This is a genomic window from Vibrio sp. YT-16, assembly GCF_033337405.1.
Lineage (GTDB): Bacteria > Pseudomonadota > Gammaproteobacteria > Enterobacterales > Vibrionaceae > Vibrio > Vibrio alginolyticus.
On record NZ_JAWOQQ010000004.1, the window covers coordinates 431,116 to 450,216 of the forward strand.

At 44.7% G+C, this 19,101-nt stretch carries 16 protein-coding genes; 10 read left to right on the forward strand and 6 right to left on the reverse strand.

What is annotated here, in order from left to right; translation table 11 throughout:
- Positions 1–11: 11 nt before the first annotated feature.
- The 6 genes from R7F07_RS10360 (at position 12) to R7F07_RS10385 (ending at position 7,879) form a co-directional block, all read left to right on the forward strand.
- On the forward strand, positions 12–1,289 hold the full coding sequence (locus R7F07_RS10360) for an NAD(P)/FAD-dependent oxidoreductase (RefSeq protein WP_054574096.1): 1,278 nt from the start codon (positions 12–14) through the stop codon (positions 1,287–1,289).
- 17 nt (positions 1,290–1,306) lie between these two features.
- Positions 1,307–2,173 (forward strand): N-carbamoylputrescine amidase, encoded by an 867-nt coding sequence (gene aguB, locus R7F07_RS10365; RefSeq protein ID WP_005377808.1) that lies wholly within the window; start codon positions 1,307–1,309, stop codon positions 2,171–2,173.
- Between the two features lie 12 nt (positions 2,174–2,185).
- Positions 2,186–3,268: an agmatine deiminase gene (aguA, locus tag R7F07_RS10370; protein WP_054574097.1), complete on the forward strand. Its 1,083-nt coding sequence runs from the start codon at positions 2,186–2,188 to the stop codon at positions 3,266–3,268.
- A gap of 54 nt (positions 3,269–3,322) precedes the next feature.
- Positions 3,323–4,750: an NAD-dependent succinate-semialdehyde dehydrogenase gene (locus R7F07_RS10375; RefSeq protein ID WP_054574098.1), complete on the forward strand. Its 1,428-nt coding sequence runs from the start codon at positions 3,323–3,325 to the stop codon at positions 4,748–4,750.
- Between the two features lie 14 nt (positions 4,751–4,764).
- Positions 4,765–6,036, forward strand: a complete 1,272-nt coding sequence (gene gabT, locus R7F07_RS10380; protein ID WP_054574099.1) for a 4-aminobutyrate--2-oxoglutarate transaminase — start codon at positions 4,765–4,767, stop codon at positions 6,034–6,036.
- Between the two features lie 346 nt (positions 6,037–6,382).
- Positions 6,383–7,879, forward strand: coding sequence for an EAL domain-containing protein (locus R7F07_RS10385; RefSeq protein ID WP_216600583.1), 1,497 nt, complete (start codon positions 6,383–6,385; stop codon positions 7,877–7,879).
- A gap of 132 nt (positions 7,880–8,011) precedes the next feature.
- On the opposite strand, the gene R7F07_RS10390 is transcribed toward R7F07_RS10385, so the two are convergent.
- On the reverse strand, positions 8,012–8,899 hold the full coding sequence (locus tag R7F07_RS10390; RefSeq protein WP_064376927.1) for a DMT family transporter: 888 nt from the start codon (positions 8,897–8,899) through the stop codon (positions 8,012–8,014).
- Positions 8,900–9,009: 110 nt separating this feature from the next.
- Between R7F07_RS10390 and R7F07_RS10395 the strand changes: the two genes are divergently transcribed.
- The 4 genes from R7F07_RS10395 (at position 9,010) to R7F07_RS10410 (ending at position 10,937) form a co-directional block, all read left to right on the forward strand.
- The gene (locus R7F07_RS10395) at positions 9,010–9,492 is read left to right on the forward strand and encodes a MarR family winged helix-turn-helix transcriptional regulator (protein ID WP_005377802.1); all 483 of its coding nucleotides are present in this window, start codon (positions 9,010–9,012) and stop codon (positions 9,490–9,492) included.
- A 23-nt stretch (positions 9,493–9,515) separates the two neighbouring features.
- Positions 9,516–9,869, forward strand: a complete 354-nt coding sequence (locus R7F07_RS10400) for an MmcQ/YjbR family DNA-binding protein (RefSeq protein WP_017633985.1) — start codon at positions 9,516–9,518, stop codon at positions 9,867–9,869.
- Positions 9,870–9,988: 119 nt separating this feature from the next.
- Entirely contained in the window at positions 9,989–10,423 is a 435-nt protein-coding gene (locus R7F07_RS10405) for a DUF962 domain-containing protein (protein WP_005377800.1), read from the forward strand.
- Positions 10,424–10,625: 202 nt separating this feature from the next.
- A complete protein-coding gene (locus tag R7F07_RS10410; RefSeq protein ID WP_005377799.1) occupies positions 10,626–10,937 on the forward strand; it encodes a hypothetical protein in 312 nt (103 codons plus the stop codon).
- 146 nt (positions 10,938–11,083) lie between these two features.
- On the opposite strand, the gene R7F07_RS10415 is transcribed toward R7F07_RS10410, so the two are convergent.
- From R7F07_RS10415 to R7F07_RS10435, 5 genes are all read right to left on the reverse strand, one after another.
- Positions 11,084–12,175, reverse strand: a complete 1,092-nt coding sequence (locus tag R7F07_RS10415; protein WP_017820925.1) for a hypothetical protein — start codon at positions 12,173–12,175, stop codon at positions 11,084–11,086.
- Between the two features lies 1 nt (position 12,176).
- Complete coding sequence (locus R7F07_RS10420; protein ID WP_171343232.1) at positions 12,177–12,653, reverse strand: hypothetical protein; 477 nt, start codon at positions 12,651–12,653, stop codon at positions 12,177–12,179.
- Between the two features lie 9 nt (positions 12,654–12,662).
- Positions 12,663–15,839 carry a response regulator gene (locus R7F07_RS10425; protein WP_017820926.1) on the reverse strand — a complete coding sequence of 1,059 codons (3,177 nt, stop codon included), beginning with the start codon at positions 15,837–15,839 and terminating at the stop codon, positions 12,663–12,665.
- 156 nt (positions 15,840–15,995) lie between these two features.
- The gene (locus R7F07_RS10430; protein ID WP_171343231.1) at positions 15,996–18,152 is read right to left on the reverse strand and encodes a GGDEF domain-containing phosphodiesterase; all 2,157 of its coding nucleotides are present in this window, start codon (positions 18,150–18,152) and stop codon (positions 15,996–15,998) included.
- Positions 18,152–19,081 carry a phosphate/phosphite/phosphonate ABC transporter substrate-binding protein gene (locus R7F07_RS10435; RefSeq protein ID WP_054577884.1) on the reverse strand — a complete coding sequence of 310 codons (930 nt, stop codon included), beginning with the start codon at positions 19,079–19,081 and terminating at the stop codon, positions 18,152–18,154. Before R7F07_RS10435 ends, R7F07_RS10430 begins: the two co-directional genes overlap by 1 nt.
- Between the last annotated feature and the right edge of the window lie 20 nt (positions 19,082–19,101).

The window sequence follows — 19,101 nt, forward strand, 5'->3', positions numbered from 1 at the left end:
GGAATAGTTCTATGAACAAGCATACGGATTCGTTCTACGCGCACTCTGTGCCAAACATGCCGGAATACCCACAGTTGCAAAACGACATCGAGTGCGATGTGTGTGTAGTCGGTGCGGGATTTTCTGGTCTTTCTTCTGCACTACACCTTGCAGAAAAAGGTTTTAAAGTCGTTGTGCTAGAAAGCGCAAAAGTGGGCTTTGGAGCAACTGGTCGTAACGGTGGCCAAATCGTTAACAGCTACAGCCGAGATGTTGACGTGATTGAAAGCCGTTACGACCAAAACCAAGCCAAAGCTCTGTGCGATATGATTTTTGAAGGCGGCGATATCATCCGTGGTCTGATCGACAAATACGACATCAACTGTGATTACAAGCAAGGTGGTTTGTTCACGGCACTGAATAGTAAACAACTCAAAGGGCTAGAAGAGCATAAGAAGAACTGGGAGCGTTACGGCAACGACCAACTGACTCTGCTTGACGCAGGAGAAGTAGAACAAGCGGTAGGGACCAAAGTGTACACTGGTGGCTTGTTGGATATGCGCGGTGGTCACATTCACCCGCTTAAACTCGCGTTAGGTGAAGCCGCTGCGTTTATTTCTCTGGGTGGCCAAATCTTCGAACAGTCGGCGGTCGTATCGATTGACAAAGGGATCAACCCAGTAGTGAAAACAGCGCAAGGCAGCGTGAAGAGCAAGTACGTGGTACTGGCAGGTAACGCCTACCTTGGTGGTTTGGCACCAAACATCAGCAACAAAGCGATTCCGTGTGGCACACAAGTGGTGGCGACTCAGCCTTTGAGTGATGAGCAGCTAAAACAAGTGCTGACCAGTGACTACTGCGTTGAGGACTGTAACTACTTGCTTGACTACTTCCGCTTAACCGCCGACAAGCGTTTGTTGTTCGGAGGTGGCGTGGTTTACGGCGCACGTGACCCAGAAAACATTGAAGCATTGATTCGTCCGAAGATGGAGAAAGTCTTCCCACAATTGAAAGGCATCAAGATTGATTACACCTGGACAGGTAACTTCTTGCTGACTTACTCACGCATGCCGCAATTTGGCTCGTTTGCAGACAACATTTACTACCTACAAGGCTACAGCGGTCACGGTGTAACGTGTACTCACCTAGCAGGTAAGTTGCTGGCCGAAGCTCTGACCGGACACGCTGAACGTTTCGACGCGTTTGCTGCACTGAAACATTACTCCTTCCCGGGTGGCCGCCACTTCCAAATTCCGTTTACGGCAATGGGCGCGGCTTACTACAACCTACGTGACAAACTGGCGATTTAAGAGATAAGGAATATCCAATGAGCAAAGTGGTGAAATTTGCAGCCCTTCAACTGACGAAAAGCTGGGATCTGGAAGATAACCTAGCCAAAGCAAAAAAGGCGATTCGTGAAGCAGCACAAAACGGTGCGAACGTGATTCTTCCGCAAGAGCTGTTCGCTGCGCCTTACTTCTGCAAAAAACAGGAAGCAAAGTATTTCGAGCTTGCAGAAGAAACGGAGAATTGTCGTCTTATTAAAGAGATGAGTGCGTTGGCTAAAGAGCTCGGCGTCGTTATTCCAGTCAGTTACTTTGAAAAAGCGGGCAACACGTTTTTTAACTCGCTAGTGATGATTGATGCCGATGGTACGGTACTAGATAACTACCGCAAGTCACACATTCCTGATGGCCCGGGCTACAGCGAAAAGTACTATTTTAGCCCTGGCGATACCGGTTTCAAAGTGTGGCAAACCAAGTTCGGTAAGTTCGGTGCTGGCATTTGTTGGGACCAATGGTTCCCAGAGCTTGCGCGCAGCTTGGCTCTGCACGGCGCGGAAGCGATTTTTTACCCAACTGCAATCGGTTCTGAGCCTCAAGATCCGACACTGGATTCACGTGACCACTGGCAACGTACAATGCAAGGTCACTCGGCAGCAAACCTCGTTCCAGTGATTGCGTCAAACCGAGTGGGCACTGAAGTCGATGATGGTATCGAGACGACGTTCTATGGCTCTTCTTTTATCACTGACCACACTGGTGCAAAAATTGCCGAAGCACCGCGTGAAGGTGAAACCATCATTTACGCAGAAATCGACCTCGCTACGACAGCGAAAGCGCGTCACGCGTGGGGCTTGTTCCGCGACCGTCGTCCAGACCTTTACACCAGCGTTGGCAAACTAGCCGTTTAAAGAGGCGTTAAAATGAAGTTATCGACAACACCAGCGCAAGATGGCTTCTATTTTCCGGCTGAGTTTCAGCCGGTTAGTGAAGTTTGGCTAGCGTGGCCAGAAAGGAAAGACAACTGGCGTGATGACGCATTACCCGCGCAAGAAACCTTTGCCAGAATCGCGAACTTAATCGCGGATGTGACCAATGTGTGCGTGGCGGTATGCTCGCACAACTTTGACCGAGCGCGTCAAATGCTCCACTCAGACGTACGTTTGGTGGAAATCCCATTTAACGATGCGTGGATGCGCGATATCGGGCCGACCGTGCTTGTTAACCGAGCGGGCGAGCGCCGTGGGATTAGTTGGCAATTCAACGCGTGGGGCGGCGAATACAACGGGCTTTACGACAACTGGCAGCAGGACGATCTTGTCGCTGGCTCGGTGTGCGACATCATCGGTATTGATTATTACCGCGCACCGTTTGTACTTGAAGGTGGGGCGATTCACACCGATGGTGAAGGCACCCTTTACACCACAGAAGAGTGCTTACTTAGTCCGGGGCGAAATCCACAGTTGAGCAAAGCGCAAATTGAAGAGCAGTTAAAGGCGTATCTCGGTATCGAAAAAGTCATTTGGTTGCCAAATGGTTTATTCAATGACGAAACAGACGGCCATGTTGACAACCTGATGCACGTTATCGCTCCGGGTAAGGTGGTACTGAGTTGGACCGATGACCCAAGTGATCCGCAATACGCGTTATCTCGTCAAGCGGAACAAGTACTGAAATCTCAGCACGATGCGAAAGGGCGCAATATTGAAATTGTCCGTTTGCCATTACCGGGTCCGTTGCATTACAGCGAGCGCGAAGCCAATGGCATTGACGCCAGTTCGGGAATGAGTCGACAAGCTGGCGAACGCCTAAGTGCCTCTTATGCGAACTTTCTTATCGTCAACGAGCATGTGTTCTTGCCGATGCTGGACGAAGAGACCGACGCTATGGCGATCGATATTTTGCAAAACGCGATGCCGGAATACCAAATCATCGCGATACCGTCGAGAGAGGTTCTACTCGGCGGAGGGAACATTCACTGTATTACGCAGCAGATCCCTGCTTAAACATAAACTCGCCGCTGGCTTAGCGGCGATGATGAGTTGTCAAAAGGAATGACCATGCAACAGATACAAAACCAAAGCCTTGTTTCGTTTATGGTAGCGAATCCACAACAGGGCATTGCAGTGACTAATCCGGCGACCGGAGAACTCCTCGGGTACGCACCAGTTTCAACCGAAAACGACATTTTAAATGGCATTGAACGTGCCAGTGTGGCGCAGAAAGAGTGGGCGGCACTGCCAGCAAAAATGCGTGCTGGCATGCTCAATCGTTGGTTCCAACTCCTGTTAGAAAACAAAGTCGACCTTGGCCGTTTGATGACGTTAGAGCAAGGTAAGCCGCTAGCGGAAGCTCAAGGTGAAGTGCTTTACGGCGCGAGCTTTATCGAATGGTTTGCTGAAGAAGCGAAGCGTACCTACGGTGAGACGATTCCTGCGCCAAGTGCGGACAAGCGTTTGGTGACCATCAAACAGCCAATTGGTGTCGCCTGTGCGATTACACCTTGGAACTTCCCAATTGCGATGATCACGCGCAAAGCAGGGCCAGCTTTAGCAGCAGGCTGTAGCTTTGTGGTAAAACCATCTGAATCTACGCCGCTGTCTGCGTTTGCGGTTGCAGAGCTTGCCTATCAAGCGGGTATCCCACGCGATGTGCTGCAAGTGGTATTGGGGGAAAACTCCCGTCAGGTCGGTGCTATCTTCACTTCACACCCGTTGATTCGTAAGTTGTCTTTCACTGGCTCTACTCAAGTCGGTAGCGTGCTGATGCAGCAAAGCGCGGCTGACATCAAACGTACCTCAATGGAGCTCGGTGGCAACGCGCCATTTATCGTATTCGATGATGCGGATATTGATGCAGCTGTGGCAGGCGCGATGGCGTCGAAATTCCGTAACGCAGGTCAAACGTGTGTTTGTGCGAACCGTTTCTATGTACACAGCAAAGTGTATGACGAATTCGTTGCTAAGTTTGACGCTGCGGTTCAGCAGCTCAAAGTTGGTAACGGATTGGAAGAGGGGGTCAACATTGGTCCAGTGATCAGCGAGTCAGCGAAGCAAGGCATTCAGACGCTTATTGATGGTGCTATCGAGCAAGGCGCGAAGCCGGTTTCAGAGCTTAAAAAGCTCGATGGTCTATTTATGCAGCCAGTGGTTCTCAAAGACGTTACTCACGACATGAAGATTGTTTCCGAGGAAATCTTTGGCCCTGTCGCGCCAGTGATTCGTTTTGACAGCGACGAACAGCTAGTCGAAATGGCGAACGACACCATCTACGGTCTCGCGTCGTACTTCTACAGCCAAAACATTCACCGTGTTTGGAAAATCGCAGAAGCGCTCGAATACGGCATGGTCGGCATTAACGAAGGTATGATCTCTACTGAAGTGGCTCCTTTCGGTGGTGTTAAGCAGTCCGGTATCGGACGTGAAGGAGCAAAACAAGGTATCGATGAATACATGGACGTGAAATATCTCTGCTTTGGCGGCAACTAATTAAGGACAAAACAATGACAAACCAACAACTACACGAAAGAAGAAGCCAAGTTATCGCTCAAGGCATGGGCGCACTGTACCCACTTTACGTCGAGAAAGCAGAAAACGCTTACGTATGGGATATCGAAGGCAACAAATACATCGACTTTGCAGCGGGTATCGCGGTGACTAACACCGGGCATTCTCACAAACGTATCAGTGAAGCGGTAAAAGCTCAGTTGGACAACTTCTCGCACACGTGTGCGATGGTTACGCCATACGCGTCATTCGTAGAGCTGGCTGAAAAGCTGACAGAACTTGCACCAGGTGAGACTAAGAAGAAAGCGATCTTTCTAACCACTGGCGCCGAGGCGGTCGAAAATGCCGTAAAAGTGGCACGCGCTCATACAGGCCGTAGCGGCGTGATAGCGTTTAAAGGCGGCTTTCACGGTCGCACAAATATGACGATGGGGTTAACTGGTAAAGTTGCGCCGTACAAAGCGGGCTTTGGTCCTTTCCCGAACGAAATCTACCACGCGCCGTACCCAAATGCGTTCCACGGCATCAGCGTTGAGCAAAGCTTACAAGCGATCGACGATCTATTTGCTTGCGATATTGAACCTTCACGCGTTGCGGCGATTATCTTCGAGCCAGTGCAAGGCGAGGGCGGCTTCTACAAAGCACCTGAAGCGTTTGCACAAGGCTTGCGTCAGCTGTGTGATAAGCACGGTATCATGCTGATTGCCGATGAAATCCAAACAGGGTTTGCTCGTACCGGTAAAATGTTTGCAACAGAGTATCTAGGCATTGAACCTGACCTAATGACAATGGCGAAAGGCATTGCTGGTGGTTTCCCAATCTCAGCGGTAGTTGGGAAAGCGGATGTGATGGACTCTGCACTACCCGGTGGTTTAGGTGGCACTTATGCGGGCTCGCCACTTGGTTGTGTTGCAGGTCTTGAAGTGCTGAAAATCATCGAAGAAGAAGACTTGTGTGCTAAAGCAATGGGCATCGGTGAAGTGGTCAATGTTCGTATGACGAAACTGCAACAATCAGTGCCTGCTATCGGTGAAATCCGTACCACGGGTGCAATGATGGCGATTGAGTTTACTGACCCAGAATCAGGCAAACCACTGCAAGAGATGACCAAAGCGGTGATTTCTAAAGCGCAAGAAAATGGTCTTATCCTGCTTTCTTGTGGAGTAAAAGCGAACGTGATTCGTCTGTTACCTCCATTGACCATCGAATCTGACGTGCTAAATGAAGGCCTAGATAAGTTGGAAAAAGTGATTCTTGAAGTGGCGTAATTCACGCACTTTTAAATAGCAATAACAAATCAAGGAAGCGGTTGGCATCAATCGTTTCCTTTTTATTTTTTTAACGTATCTGCTGCCTATCTAAAAAGTATTGCTCAAGCTCCAAGTTGTCACTCTTATTACGGATGACTTAACAGTTGGGCTCGTTCTTACTTTCCACTTAGTCGCTACTTTGTTCTCCTCGAATGTGGTTTGGTGCTCACATTCTAAATCCCGACATCTGAAAGCCACTTGAGTCTATAATTTTATTGAGCGTCATTCCTCACTTTTTGGACTATAGAAATGAGATAGTATTCATATCCCACTTAGGTTGCTTGACAGATTAGCAGGACGAACTTTGATAACAAAGAATACAAGGTATGCCATTTTACTCGGCTTAGTTCCCATCGCCATATTTGTAGTGGCCTTTCATTCGATAACCAACTTTTACGTCAACTCGGTAAAAGCGTCGAAAATAGATGCTTACGTAGATTATTTAAATCAAAGGTCTGCCTATTTGGACGGAGCAATAGTGAAGCAGATTGCTCAGTTAGATTTTACTTGTAGTGATAGTGATGTAAGAACTTTACGCGACCCACGTTTTTATAACCGTTACATTCGTTTTATTGCGATGACCACAAAAGGCGGAAAAACGTGTTCCACGGTTGGTAGTGAAGTGTCTCGCCCATCTAGTAGTGAACGATTTCAGATGGATGAGAACTTTTTCGCATCACTTATTTTGCCGCAACAGAATGACCAAATAGAGTGGATGGTCATTTATGATAATGAACACGTTGAAGTCTTCTGGGTACTTGATAACAGTTGGGTTAACGAGGTAATAAAAACGCCTTGCAAAGACTGCCTATTCGTAGAGTTTAAGTATGATGAACCAATATTTGGTGATTTAACGATAAGCCGTGGCAAAGCGAATATTGCAGGAGAAGAAAACGCACTGTCAAAAGAGTTTTTCTTTTCAGGAGAGTCTCAAGCCAACATGCTCATCAAGATATTCAGCGGTGAAAAACTTAAAAATTATGCTCAGGAAAGAGTACTTTTGTGGGGCGGTCTTGTAAGTGTGCTTGCTGGTCTTGTGACTGCCTTTGCATACATATCTGGTAAAAGCTTGAGAAAGTCCATTACAGGTCTAATTGAAAATGGGATTAGTAATGCAGAATTTATTCCTTACTACCAGGCGATTGTCGATAGTCGCGATGGTAAGACAGTAGGATATGAAGCACTGATTCGATGGTCGCGACGTGATGGAATGGTGCCACCAAATATGTTTATTGGTGCTGCAGAAGAAAGTGGCCTGATTATCCCGATGACGAATCAGCTTATTCGTAAAATCATACAAGACTTAAGTGACTTACCCGAGCATACGTGGGTCAGCATCAATATTGTTTCCTCCCATTTAGAGTCAGGTGTATTAACGAAGTTGCTGTCGGAGTTAAATTGGCCAATCTCTAATAGAATTCATTTTGAATTGACCGAGAGAATACCAGTAAAAGACACTGAGGCCGCGAAAAAAGAGATTTTGTATTTAACGAATAAAGGCTACAAGTTCAAAATTGACGATTTTGGTACCGGATATGGTGGTTTTTCTTACCTACAAGATTTGGGCATCCGGTGTGTAAAAGTGGATAAGATGTTCATTGATCCAATAGGATCTGACGACCAAAAATTGAAAGTGCTGGACTCAATTGTGTCTGCAGCGAACAAAGCGGAATGTGAGATGATTGCAGAAGGTGTAGAGAGCCAGGCTCAAGTCGAATATCTGGCTCAGCATGCGATTTACCTTATTCAAGGTTATGTTTACGCTAAACCAGAGCCCCTGACTAACCTTGCAAGCGCTTAACAGCCATAATGTCAAAACGTACCGTTTTAAAGGTGTCAGTTGCCTAGGTTAGCGCTGATTTCTGCTGGTAGGCTCACACTTGAGGATTCCTAACACTCTCATTACTCCTAGAGTGTTAGGAATTAACGTTGCTTAGGAGGAGAGCGCGGCTCTTTTCGTTTTGATTGACGTAATGAGCTGAGGTAGTAATGACATTACGATCATTCCCAGCATTAAGCTGTATTGCAGAGGAGTGAACGTTTCCCCCAATAGCAGTAGGCCCGAAACAATGCCTGCGACTGGGTTTGCAATACCACCAAAGGTAAAATCTACGACCGACATCCGCTGTAATAACCATACATACATGCCATACCCTAATGCGGTGTTCAGAATAATTACCCAAAGTAACCCTAGAATATTCGTCATGGATACGTCCTGAACGACAGTAACATATGGCTCTGGATTGTTTATCGCCAGCACACTTGTTGCGATAGACATAATCACGCCACCCAAAATGAGCTGCCATGTTAACACTGTCCACCAGTGCATTTTTGTACCTAGTGACTTTGTTACGCTACTTCCTATCACGATGCACATAATGGCGGAGATCATCGCAAGTAATCCCACGGGGTCGAGAGAAATAGAGCTAGGATCAAATAAGAACCAAGCTAAAGCAATCAAAGTTGCGCCGCTTATAGCTTGGATGCCACTAGGCTGGCGTTTGTAGACCGCCCAACCAAACAGCATCGCAAAAACGGGGACCGAAACCATACCAACACCAGAGATGGCAGAAGGAAGCGTCAACGCCATGACAAAAATGAGACCAAAGAAGCAAGCGATGTTGATGGTTCCTAAAACAAGCAGCACCTTCCACTCACTTCTTTTCGGAAACGACGGCTTTATTGCCAGCAACAAAAGACCCGCAGGCAGTGCCCTTAGAGCGCCAAGTAAAACGGGAGGCCAATCCGGTAGAGTAAACTGAGTAACAGCGTAAGTCGTCCCCCAAAAAAAGGCAGGAATCATCGCAAGTAAAATGTTCATGTTAAATATCTTTATGTAGAGATAATTAAATGTAACGATATCGGTAAGGTGGCTTTTTGTAAAGTATCTTTATGTTAAAATAAAAAATATATGATGTTTGGAGAGAAATAATGGATGCAATTGATAGAGTGGTAGAGCAGTGGGCTAGGGAGAAGCCAGACCTCGACACTGAACCGATGGCAATAATGGGTCGACTAATGCGAATTGCAAAACACATGGAATCTAGGGTCGCCGAGCTACATAAGAAGTACGATCTGAAAATGGGTGAATTTGATGTGTTAGCGACACTGCGTCGAGCTGGTTCACCATATTGTCTTACTCCCTCAGCGTTAATAGAGTCGATGATGCTCACTTCGGGTGCGATGACTAATCGCTTAGATAAACTAGAGAAGAAAGGGTTTATCACCAGAACCCATAGTAAAGAAGACCGACGTAGCGTCACCGTTGAACTAACAGGGCAAGGCTTAACCTTAATTGACAAGCTAATTTTGGAGCATGTAGACGTTCAGCAATCGTTATTGCATGGTTTAGAAGGCAATGAAAAAGAGCAGGTTAACCAGGCGTTAAAATTGCTATTGCCACAATTTGAATGAGAACGCAGAAGGAGGCAGGGGATATGAAAAGCAAAGAACTAGAACAATACTTAAGTACCTTCATGTGTGCAGAAAGCGATTTCCCATTTGGGCCTGAAGCGCTTGTATACAAAATCAAAGGCAAGATGTTTGCCATCATTGCAGAGAGAAACGGTCGGGAGTATGTCAGCGTAAAAGTAAAACCAGAAGATGGAGAAGTCTTAACGTCGCAGTTTACGGATATTATCCCGGGTTATCACTTAAATAAGCGTCATTGGATAACGGTTTATTTTAACGGTGATGTCGAGGATGGGTTGATTCAAGACTTGTGTGAACGCTCTTATGCTCTTGTCGTTGCCAAGCTGCCGAAAGCACAACGAGCGTTGCTTGGTGAGTAATCGGCAACGCACTGGCCTCTGTTGTTTTGTCGCTCGTTGCTCGTAGCCTTTACGGAAAAATTCGCACCTTTTTCATCCTCGGGCTATATAAGAATAAGAAGGTGGAAAAGGGGAATGATATGCGAGCATTATCTGAATGGCTAAAAGAATACGGGGAGAGTCACCAAAACCCTATCAACCAAAAGATTCACACAATCGCAGTTCCAGGTATTTACCTTTCTGTGGTTGGACTTATTTGGTCGATTCCCCAGATTTCATTATTAGGCTTCGAACTTAATTGGGTTTGGGTAGCGGTGATCCCCACTTGGGTTTTCTATTTTCGTTTGTCTCTGAGCGTATTCATGATGATGATCGGCTACACATTAGCGTGCATTGGCCTTATTTGGTCTCTAGAGGTATTGATGTTGCCCGTTCTGCATATTTCTATGCTCTTGTTTGGTGTATTGTGGATATTGCAATTTATCGGTCACAAGATTGAAGGTAAAAAACCGTCGTTTTTTGAGGATTTACAGTTTCTACTCATCGGCCCGATTTGGGTGTTCAGAAAACACTAGCGATAAGCAAAATCACGCATCATCCGAATTACACAAGACATATAACGTTCAGAGATTATGTAGCTCTTACTACAGAATACCTCACCTTCTTATTGCCACGACAAGCATTCACTTTAGATACGCACTATGATTAAAGAGGTGCCAACGCACTTTACGCTATCGAGATGCTTAAACTTACGGCAAGTTTACTTTAGGGGGATGAATGTACGACCGACAATATAAATATGCCTATTGGAGAGAAGAGCGTAAAAAAGGCAAATGGCACTATATATTAAAGTCCTTCTTTATGATTTGTTGTGCATTACTGCTTGGTAAAGTCATCGGTTTGTTCATTTTTGGAGAGCTGCATTCTTTAAGCGACATTTGGGAACAACTCCCTGCGGATGTTTTTATTATGATGCTCGTGGGCTTCCCAATTAGTGTCCTTGGTTGGTACCACGAAGAGTCAAAGTTTTTCCGGGCACTGCGACGCAAAGAAAAGCGGTTAAAAGGCAATCAAAACAAACCGAAATAGAGTAACCTTTGTCTCTGTTTGGATTGCCACTTACCTATCTGATCGATTCTATCCCTTCCAGTCGTTTAGCGTTTAGTTACGTGTTGCAAAAAGCCTTCTTAATACAACAGCCCCCAGTGTTGTGGAAATTGGTACTGTAAGAAACATTAAAAAACGAAGTTGAGCATTAGCGTATAAAGGCTCGCACTGTCATCCTTTGGGGCTGATGAAAACGCGCCAGAGCTATTATTGTAGGCGTTGAACCTTTGCCATTCTGCATTCAGGGAAACGTTGTAATCTAGGTCATATCTCAACCCGAGTAAGAAACTGTCTCCACTTTTTTTATCCCGACTATTAAACTGCTGACCGTAAACAATATAAGGAGTCAGCTTGTTTACATTATAACTTGTTGTCGCGTACCAAGATGAGGAAAGATTGCTGGTCTGTCCTTCTGCCATAATCACAATGTTATCGAGCTCGTATCTTAACCCTAGAGAAAACAGATCGATCGTGTTGTTTTTTTCTGTTTCAACTAGACGGTCAATGATTGTGGTTCCGCCACCGGGAGTGGACTGCTCAATGTTAGAGAGCGTCGTTGTTTGATCATAATCGCCGTGGAGGTAGGAAAAATTCCAACGATAGCTCTCTCCGCTTAGCGTTAAGTTCATCCCTACAGTATTGTTTGACTCAATTTCCAATTCAGTACGTTCATTGATGGTTACGTCACTATTGTCTTTAAACCCGACAAACGGCATGGCGGTAAGTACGACTTGCTCATTGAGGTCATGAATCCAGCGTGCAGATAGGCCGTTATAAGCCGTGATACCTAGAATGCTGTCATATACCTCATTCGGTGGGCGGGCTTGGGTAAAAGCGTGGCCGACATAGTTGTACTCAGACATCAAAAACAGTGGCAGTCTTAAGCGTCCTCCTCGTATTTCTATGTTTTGATAGGTATAAGCCAAATACGCCCACTCGAGCTGAGGCGAGCTCCAATGGTCTTGCGGGCGCTTTACGACTTGTGCGGATGCCCGAAATGCCTTGTGAAAATAATCGAGCTGCATGCCGAAAGTGGTATCGCAATCGAAACAAGATTCATCGCCAATAAAGCGGTTAACTAGTACCGTAGTTGGGTTATCGGATTTTGCCCACGAAGTAGAGCCAAAACCACTTAAAGAAAGTTGTTCTGTTAGTTCAATCGTGGCTGAGCTCGGAAAGGTCGCGATACTCAGCGATAACATGGTTAAATATTTTTTCATATCAATTCTCCGAGCTAACCACACATAAAACATGAGCATTACTAGGGACGCTCGATATTGGGGCATAACCAATTCTATTCGGCTTCTCTTGCATCCATGCTATGAGGTCATCAATGCTGGAGCGTGCAATCACTTTTGGCGGTCTAGCTTTACCAGAAAAAGACAAGCTTGCCCAATGCGCGTTCATTTGCGCTAAATTTTTGTTGAGAAGATAACGATAGAACTCAGCTCTTTCTGTTGATGTCGCAGGCCAGTCAGAGAGTTCAATTCGCTGGCCTTGTAAAAGTTGCGTCTTCCCTCTGTACAACTTTCGCGCTTTATTGACAGTGAGCGGAGAGAATTCGTCATTAAATGAGAAAACGGCGTAGCTCTCTGCAGCGAGAGCTTGGCAATTTAATGAAAGAAGGGCAATCAGAATAAACAGATAGCGTTTTATGTAACGCAAAGGAAAAGCAACGCGAGAATGATTTCTACTCATAGAATCCACCTACATTGCTTGTTCTATTTGATATAACAGTTTTTCTTTGCGCACAGGCTTTGGTACGTAGGCATCCATTCCTGAATCAAAGCAGCGCTGGATGTCATCATCTACGACGCTTGCTGTTAATGCGATAATGGGCGTCTTAGCTAATCCTTTACTCGCTTCATAAGCTCTAATTTGCCTAGAAGCTTCAAACCCATCCATTATGGGCATCATGCAATCCATCAAAATAACATCAAACTTTCCATCTTTTTGGAACATTTCGACTGCAATTTGTCCGTTTTCTGCGACTTCGAATTGATAGCCTGCTTTAGATAGCAATAGAGAAGCCACTTTCTGGTTCACTCTATTATCTTCGACAAGCAAGATACGTTCGGAGCGAATAGGCGTTACCGTTGCTTCTGGTTGCTCTGAACTCGCAGGTAGTTTATGAGTTTTATCGGGAGTAGTATTCTCTTGGTGTGGTTCAGCAGGCGTCGTGTTGGAAACACGTAACCCAATTGCCTTATCTAACTTCTCTTTAAGCAACCCTGCTTTAAACGGTTTGGGCACATAGTCATCCATTCCAACGTCAAAGCATTTTTGTATATCGTCATCGACCACACTTGCCGTTAGAGCAATAATCGGAATTCTGAAAGCGCGTTTTTCTTTTACTTCTATTTGACGAATTATTTGGGTGGCTTCAAATCCATCCATTACGGGCATCATACAGTCCATTAAAATTAGGCTGTATTGATTCTGTTGAAATTTCTCAACCGCTTCTTGTCCGTTTACTGCGACATCAAAGTCGAAGCCAGCTTTTGTGACGTGTAGCCCCGCGATTTTTTGATTGACCGTATTGTCATCAACGACCAAAATTTTCGGCAAAGATTTAACATGTTGCGCTGAAGTGCTCTCTTGTTGTGCGTGCGAGAAATTTGCCGCACAACTTTCAAGTGCTTTAATTAAGCGCTGCCCTAGTAGTGGCTGAGTGACCAAGGCGCTGATACTGTTTCTAAAGTCGAATTGTGGGCTATGAAGGTGCTTGATGAGGCAGACACGAATGTTTCGTTTACAAAGGCTTTCTATCTCATCGATATGCATCGCCGCTGCATTTGGTGATGCTTCTACATGAATAACGATAACGCGCTCGTTATCAATCCACGTTGGCAACGCACTTAAGGTATCTACTGACTGCGTTATATTGATGTTGAAAAAACTTAACTCGTTACGCAGTTTTTGTTCTAGTTGAGTACTGCTGCATACAATCCATATGTCGTTGTGATTCAGAGCGTGATAAGCGTTAAACTCTTGCGTCACAACAGGAGCAGTTAGTTCAAAGAAGAAGCGACTGCCTTTACCTTTCTCGGATTCAAGTTGAATTTCTCCACCCATTAGCTCAACTAATTGCGTGCTAATGGCAAGCCCAAGTCCAGTTCCCCCAAATTGTCGGGTAGTAGAGTTATCCTCTTGGGCAAATGGAGCAAATATTTTCTTTTGCTGCTGGGCATCAATACCAATCCCAGAATCTTTAACGGAAAACTCGATGACCGCTTCACCATTTTTTATTTCGCGGGTGATGACCGATAGCTCTACACTGCCTTGTTCGGTAAATTTTACCGCGTTAGACATGAAGTTCATGACAACTTGGCGTATACGATGGTCATCCAACATTACGTGGTAAGGCGTGTTACGGCTAATGTTGACTTGCACATCGATGCCTTTTTCCTTTGCTTTCGGTGAAATGATAGAAGCAATGTCATAGATAGACTCTCGAACACAAGTTGAATGTGGGCTAATGAGCAACATCCCAGATTCAATTTTTGAGAAGTCTAGAACGTCATTAATTAAACTCAAAAGCAGTTGGGAGGAGGTTTCAATCGTGTCGACGTAATCGCGTTGTGTGGCAGTCAGGGAAGTATCGGATAAGACTTCAGAGATGCCAATAACGCCATTTAGCGGCGTGCGGATCTCGTGGGACATGTTGGCCAAAAAGCTACTTTTGGCTTTACTCGCCTTAATTGCATCATCTTTTGCTTGTTCTGCATCTTCTTTAGCTTGTGTGAGCTTTAGTCTGGACAACATCCGCTCATCACTAAGCTTTTTTACCTCTCGAGCAAACTTACTCAGCTCGTCTTTCCCCTTTATTAGTTGAGCAAGAGGTGAATTTTCAGTGTTACTTTGTTCATTGCTTTCGTTACTGAGAAATTTGAGGACTAGATTCAAGTTTCCAGTAACTTTTCGCACCAATCTTAGCGTTAAACTTACGACCAACAGCGTTAAAAGGCTCATCATTGCGATAAAGGTAAAGCGGTGCTGTGTCGTCGTGTTGATTGTCTTTGATATATCATCACTCAGCTGTTGTTCCATTTTGTCGTCAACACTTTGTAATAACGATAAGCGTTTGTTGAGTGCAGATAACCCCGCATCAATCTCATCCGGGGTTAATGATTTGAGTTGAGCTGGTTGCAATAAATAAGCACGAAACTCTTGGCTTTTGATAAAGACTTCACCCGTAAACGTCTCAATGAGCAGATCTACTTGTTGTTGATTGGCATTTAGCGTCACAAAACGCTCTAGAAATAGTTGTTGGTTCTGGATTAAAGATTGGATAGAAGCCTGTGTTGTGAGGTCATACTCGTTATTTTCCTCTGAAGATCGAATCAAATATTCGCTTAATCTATGCTCTTCAGTGGACCAAAACATCAACCATTCAAGTTGCATCAAAGAAGAAAGGTGAGTGTTTGTTTCATAACTCACATTTCTAAAATAGACTTTGTCTAAGCTCATGAGGATTTCTTTGAACGTATCAGCGCGCCACTCTGCCGCATCTAACTTTTCTTCTTGATTTTGCGAAGAGAGCATCGAGAGGGTTGCTTCCTCAAAGCTTGTCAACTGGTTTAGTATCTCAGCGTTTTCACCGAATACTGGTGCAGCGGTGTCGCGTAACAATTGAGATATCTGCTGAGTTTTTAGTTGCTTATCTATTACATCAGGGTTATTCGGTAGGTGATAAAGCGAAGATACGCGGTCGATGTAGACAGAGAATAACTGTGCTTTTTGTAGTTCCTGAGCCTGGATAGAAAGGCTTTGTACATGTTTACCCGCGAGGACAAGCAACAATAAAATTGGCAGCAAAACCAACCCAAATAGCTTTTGTTTTACCGACAGGTTGTTCCAAGAAAAGATTCCTACCACGCGCATTTCCATATCCAAGAAGTTGATATGAAAAGTGTAGTTTATTTATCTCAGATGTTAGATTTTAAGAGAAAATTCATATTAATGAGGTGGGGGAAGTGTGACCGATATTGCATTACGAGTACTAACGCGCTAAGCGGCAATAGTTAACAAAACGGCGTTCTAAGCAAAGTGATTGACGCTTTGAGCGCCACTCCCTCGTTGGTATTCAAATTCAATCAATTCCTCAGCAGGTACAGGCCTACCTAAGAAAAAGCCTTGTACGACGTCACAGTGGAGAGACTCCATTCGTGTGAGTTGAGTTTGAGTTTCTACGCCTTCGGCTACTACTTTCATTCTTAGGTTGTGAGCCATGGATACAATCGCGCGAACTAATGAATCGTCTTGATCGCTTTTTCGGATTTGAGCGATAAATGAACGATCAATCTTGAGCCCGTCAAAAGCCATATGTTGTAGGTAGGCAAGGGCTGAATACCCCGTACCAAAGTCATCTAGCCAAACTTCCACTCCGATACTTTGTAGTTTTTTAAGCACATATTGAGCTTTCTCTGTATCATCAATAAAAAGTGACTCTGTCACTTCAACATGAATGGTTTGAGGGGCGACATCATGTCGTCGTAAATACTTAGAAAATAATTGACTTAAATCTTGGCGATAGATTTGTCTTGGGGACAAGTTTAATGCGATGTGAAAATCAGTACCGAAATGTTCTGCCCACATTGCCCGCTGAGCAACTGCCGTCTCAATGATATGTTCTCCAAGCTCCAATATTAAATCACTTTGCTCTGCGATCGGGATAAACGATTCTGGACTGATATAGCCTTTCTCGGGATGATTCCACCTAACCAATGCTTCGACCCCAATTAGGCGATAGGTTTTTAGATCAAATTGTGGTTGATACCACAGCTCGAATTGAGACAAGTCACGTACTGAACGACGCAGTTCTCGTTCTATGTATAAACGTTGTTTAATCGTTTCATCAAACGTGGAATCGTATATCGTCATAATGTCTTTACCGCGTCTTTTAGATTCCTGCGCCGCAAGAGAGGAAAGCTGTAAAAGAGACTCAGCGTTTGAACCAAATTCTGGATACACAGCAATTCCGAGGCTTGCCGTAATTTGAATATCGTTCTCTTCCAAACTAAAGGGAGAGAGTAGTTGGCGATGAATAGCGTGCGCTTTTTCTGTAGCTTCATGACTGTCCGAGCACGGAAAGGCCAGTACAAATTCATCCGCACCTACTCGACTTACGATGGTAGAAAGGCGGTAAAGCGGCTTAAAATAACTCGGCAAACGGCTTTGAAGCTCTGAAGCAAGATGGCCGAGCAATTTATCCCCAATGTTATGTCCGTAGTTATCGTTAATGTGCTTAAAGTCATCCAAGTCAATAAACACAACCGCGAGTGAGGGGGATTTGTGGTCAGTTATTTGCGTTTGAATATCAATGAGTAACTTTTCTCGGTTTGGCAGGGAAGTCAGAATATCGTGGTACGCCATGAACTCAACTCGGCTGGTGTATCGGTTCACTTTGTTTGACATTTTGTTGTACGCCGAAATAAGTTCTCCCACTTCATCTTTGCTTTGTATGTCGGTGACTGGCAGCGCTTGGGTATTTGACTCTGAAAATTGATCTTTTAGTTGCTTGAGTGGCTTAGTTAACGACCGCCCCAAAGCATAAGCGATGATGCTACCGAATAGTACGGATATCCCACTGATCGTTAGCAGCAAGTTAAACATCTTCTGTTTATCGTTTGAGGTAATCGCTTGGACTTGTTCAATGTTCTGTTCTTTCTCTTCCAGTAGATGTATCAAGTTAAGCTCAAGATACACCGCCCCAAGAGTAATGTTTGATTGCTGAATCGGCGCTGCGATCTCCAACTGATGCTTGGAAAAGGAAACGAGAGTTCTAGATTCTTCTATTGCTTTCAAAATAAAAGGAGAGCGGTAATGAGGTTGGGCAAACATCCTTAGCTGAGTAGTGCCGTCGTGAAAGATTAGCCCTTCATTGTCAACAACATGTATTTTCGAGACATCTGGCTGGCTCAATGTTGCCTTAATTTGCTCATACGCTTGACTGATATTGTCTGTATAGAGTGGATCAAAAAGCTGTTTTGATAATAGCTCTGCATAAACCAACCCTTTTTGCTTAACGTAAGATTCTGTTTTTTCTTGAGAGTTGTTCGTGATTTGTTGAGTTAAGCTATTTGAATACGCATCGTAACCGTGCATGTATAACGCAAGGTTTATCACCACAACAAACAAGACAACGAACATTGTCGAGCAAATGTATTTGGTTTCGAGTGAGAGCTTTTTAAACATCAATCCACCTTCGGTAACAAGTGAACTGACTTGCGCACTGTACTTAAGGAGGCTCGCATTTCTGGAGTAAGCGCGCTGAATTTTTTGGTGTTCTGAAACTTTTTAAGTGCGAGAGAGCCTTCGTGAGTTGTATCCATATCAAGCAGTATTGACGTGATTTTACGCTGTTGCTCTAGGCTCATGCTTGGAGAAGCGAGAATCAAATCCCTGGGTATTTCAACAGAACGAGAAAAAATAGCTAGTTTGTCTTTCATGTTCTCTGGCAAATCTTTGGGATTGTTCCAGTTGAAGTTACTGAATGCTCCTGCTGCAACTCTCTGTTTATATACCCATACAGATAGGTTGATTTCATTTGACTGAGCGAGTTGCTCATCAAGGAATAAATAACCAATGCTGTCTTTGGCCGGTTTGTCATCAGGAGAGGGAAGGTATTGCAGTTTTTCTCCGTGATTCAGCAATGTAATCGCAGGTAGGTAATAGCTGCTGGTAGACGTGCGCTTTTCGAAAACAAGCGTTTTTCCGCGCAGGTCAGAAAGTGACTCAATGCCACTCTCTTTATTAGTAAAGAACACCGTATGATATTTTTGCAGGCCTTTTTTCCATCGTATAGCAAGGACTTGGCTATTAGACTGCTTTTCTAAGGTCATCGCATTAAAGGGGGTCGCCGTTGCAATTTGAACGGTGCCATTTTCAAGCGCAACCGCGAGCTGACGATAATTTTTAAATACCTTTACCGCCCCTTTTGCGTAACCATATTCAGCCATATTTTCAGTTACATACTGAGTAAGGGGCGTCGCTTTTTTGATTTTGCTTTGGGCTTTATTGGACACAATGCCAAATGTGAATGTTTTCTCAATATTTTCTTGTGCACTGACGACAAAAGGTGAACTCAGCAAAGTGAGTAATAACAGAGTGCAGGCAGGTTTCATCCGGCTTCAACTTCCTTCTG

Bases quoted from the DNA above. Each gene is read 5' to 3' on its own strand.
- R7F07_RS10410 (WP_005377799.1), top strand. From the start codon at position 10,626: ATGTACGACCGACAATATAAATATGCCTATTGGAGAGAAGAGCGTAAA.
- R7F07_RS10400 (WP_017633985.1), top strand. From the start codon at position 9,516: ATGAAAAGCAAAGAACTAGAACAATACTTAAGTACCTTCATGTGTGCA.
- R7F07_RS10360 (WP_054574096.1), top strand. From the start codon at position 12: ATGAACAAGCATACGGATTCGTTCTACGCGCACTCTGTGCCAAACATG.
- R7F07_RS10415 (WP_017820925.1), bottom strand. From the start codon at position 12,175: ATGAAAAAATATTTAACCATGTTATCGCTGAGTATCGCGACCTTTCCG.
- R7F07_RS10405 (WP_005377800.1), top strand. From the start codon at position 9,989: ATGCGAGCATTATCTGAATGGCTAAAAGAATACGGGGAGAGTCACCAA.
- aguA (WP_054574097.1), top strand. From the start codon at position 2,186: ATGAAGTTATCGACAACACCAGCGCAAGATGGCTTCTATTTTCCGGCT.
- R7F07_RS10425 (WP_017820926.1), bottom strand. From the start codon at position 15,839: ATGCGCGTGGTAGGAATCTTTTCTTGGAACAACCTGTCGGTAAAACAA.
- R7F07_RS10430 (WP_171343231.1), bottom strand. From the start codon at position 18,152: ATGTTTAAAAAGCTCTCACTCGAAACCAAATACATTTGCTCGACAATG.
- R7F07_RS10420 (WP_171343232.1), bottom strand. From the start codon at position 12,653: ATGAGTAGAAATCATTCTCGCGTTGCTTTTCCTTTGCGTTACATAAAA.
- R7F07_RS10435 (WP_054577884.1), bottom strand. From the start codon at position 19,081: ATGAAACCTGCCTGCACTCTGTTATTACTCACTTTGCTGAGTTCACCT.
- R7F07_RS10375 (WP_054574098.1), top strand. From the start codon at position 3,323: ATGCAACAGATACAAAACCAAAGCCTTGTTTCGTTTATGGTAGCGAAT.
- R7F07_RS10390 (WP_064376927.1), bottom strand. From the start codon at position 8,899: ATGAACATTTTACTTGCGATGATTCCTGCCTTTTTTTGGGGGACGACT.
- aguB (WP_005377808.1), top strand. From the start codon at position 1,307: ATGAGCAAAGTGGTGAAATTTGCAGCCCTTCAACTGACGAAAAGCTGG.
- gabT (WP_054574099.1), top strand. From the start codon at position 4,765: ATGACAAACCAACAACTACACGAAAGAAGAAGCCAAGTTATCGCTCAA.
- R7F07_RS10395 (WP_005377802.1), top strand. From the start codon at position 9,010: ATGGATGCAATTGATAGAGTGGTAGAGCAGTGGGCTAGGGAGAAGCCA.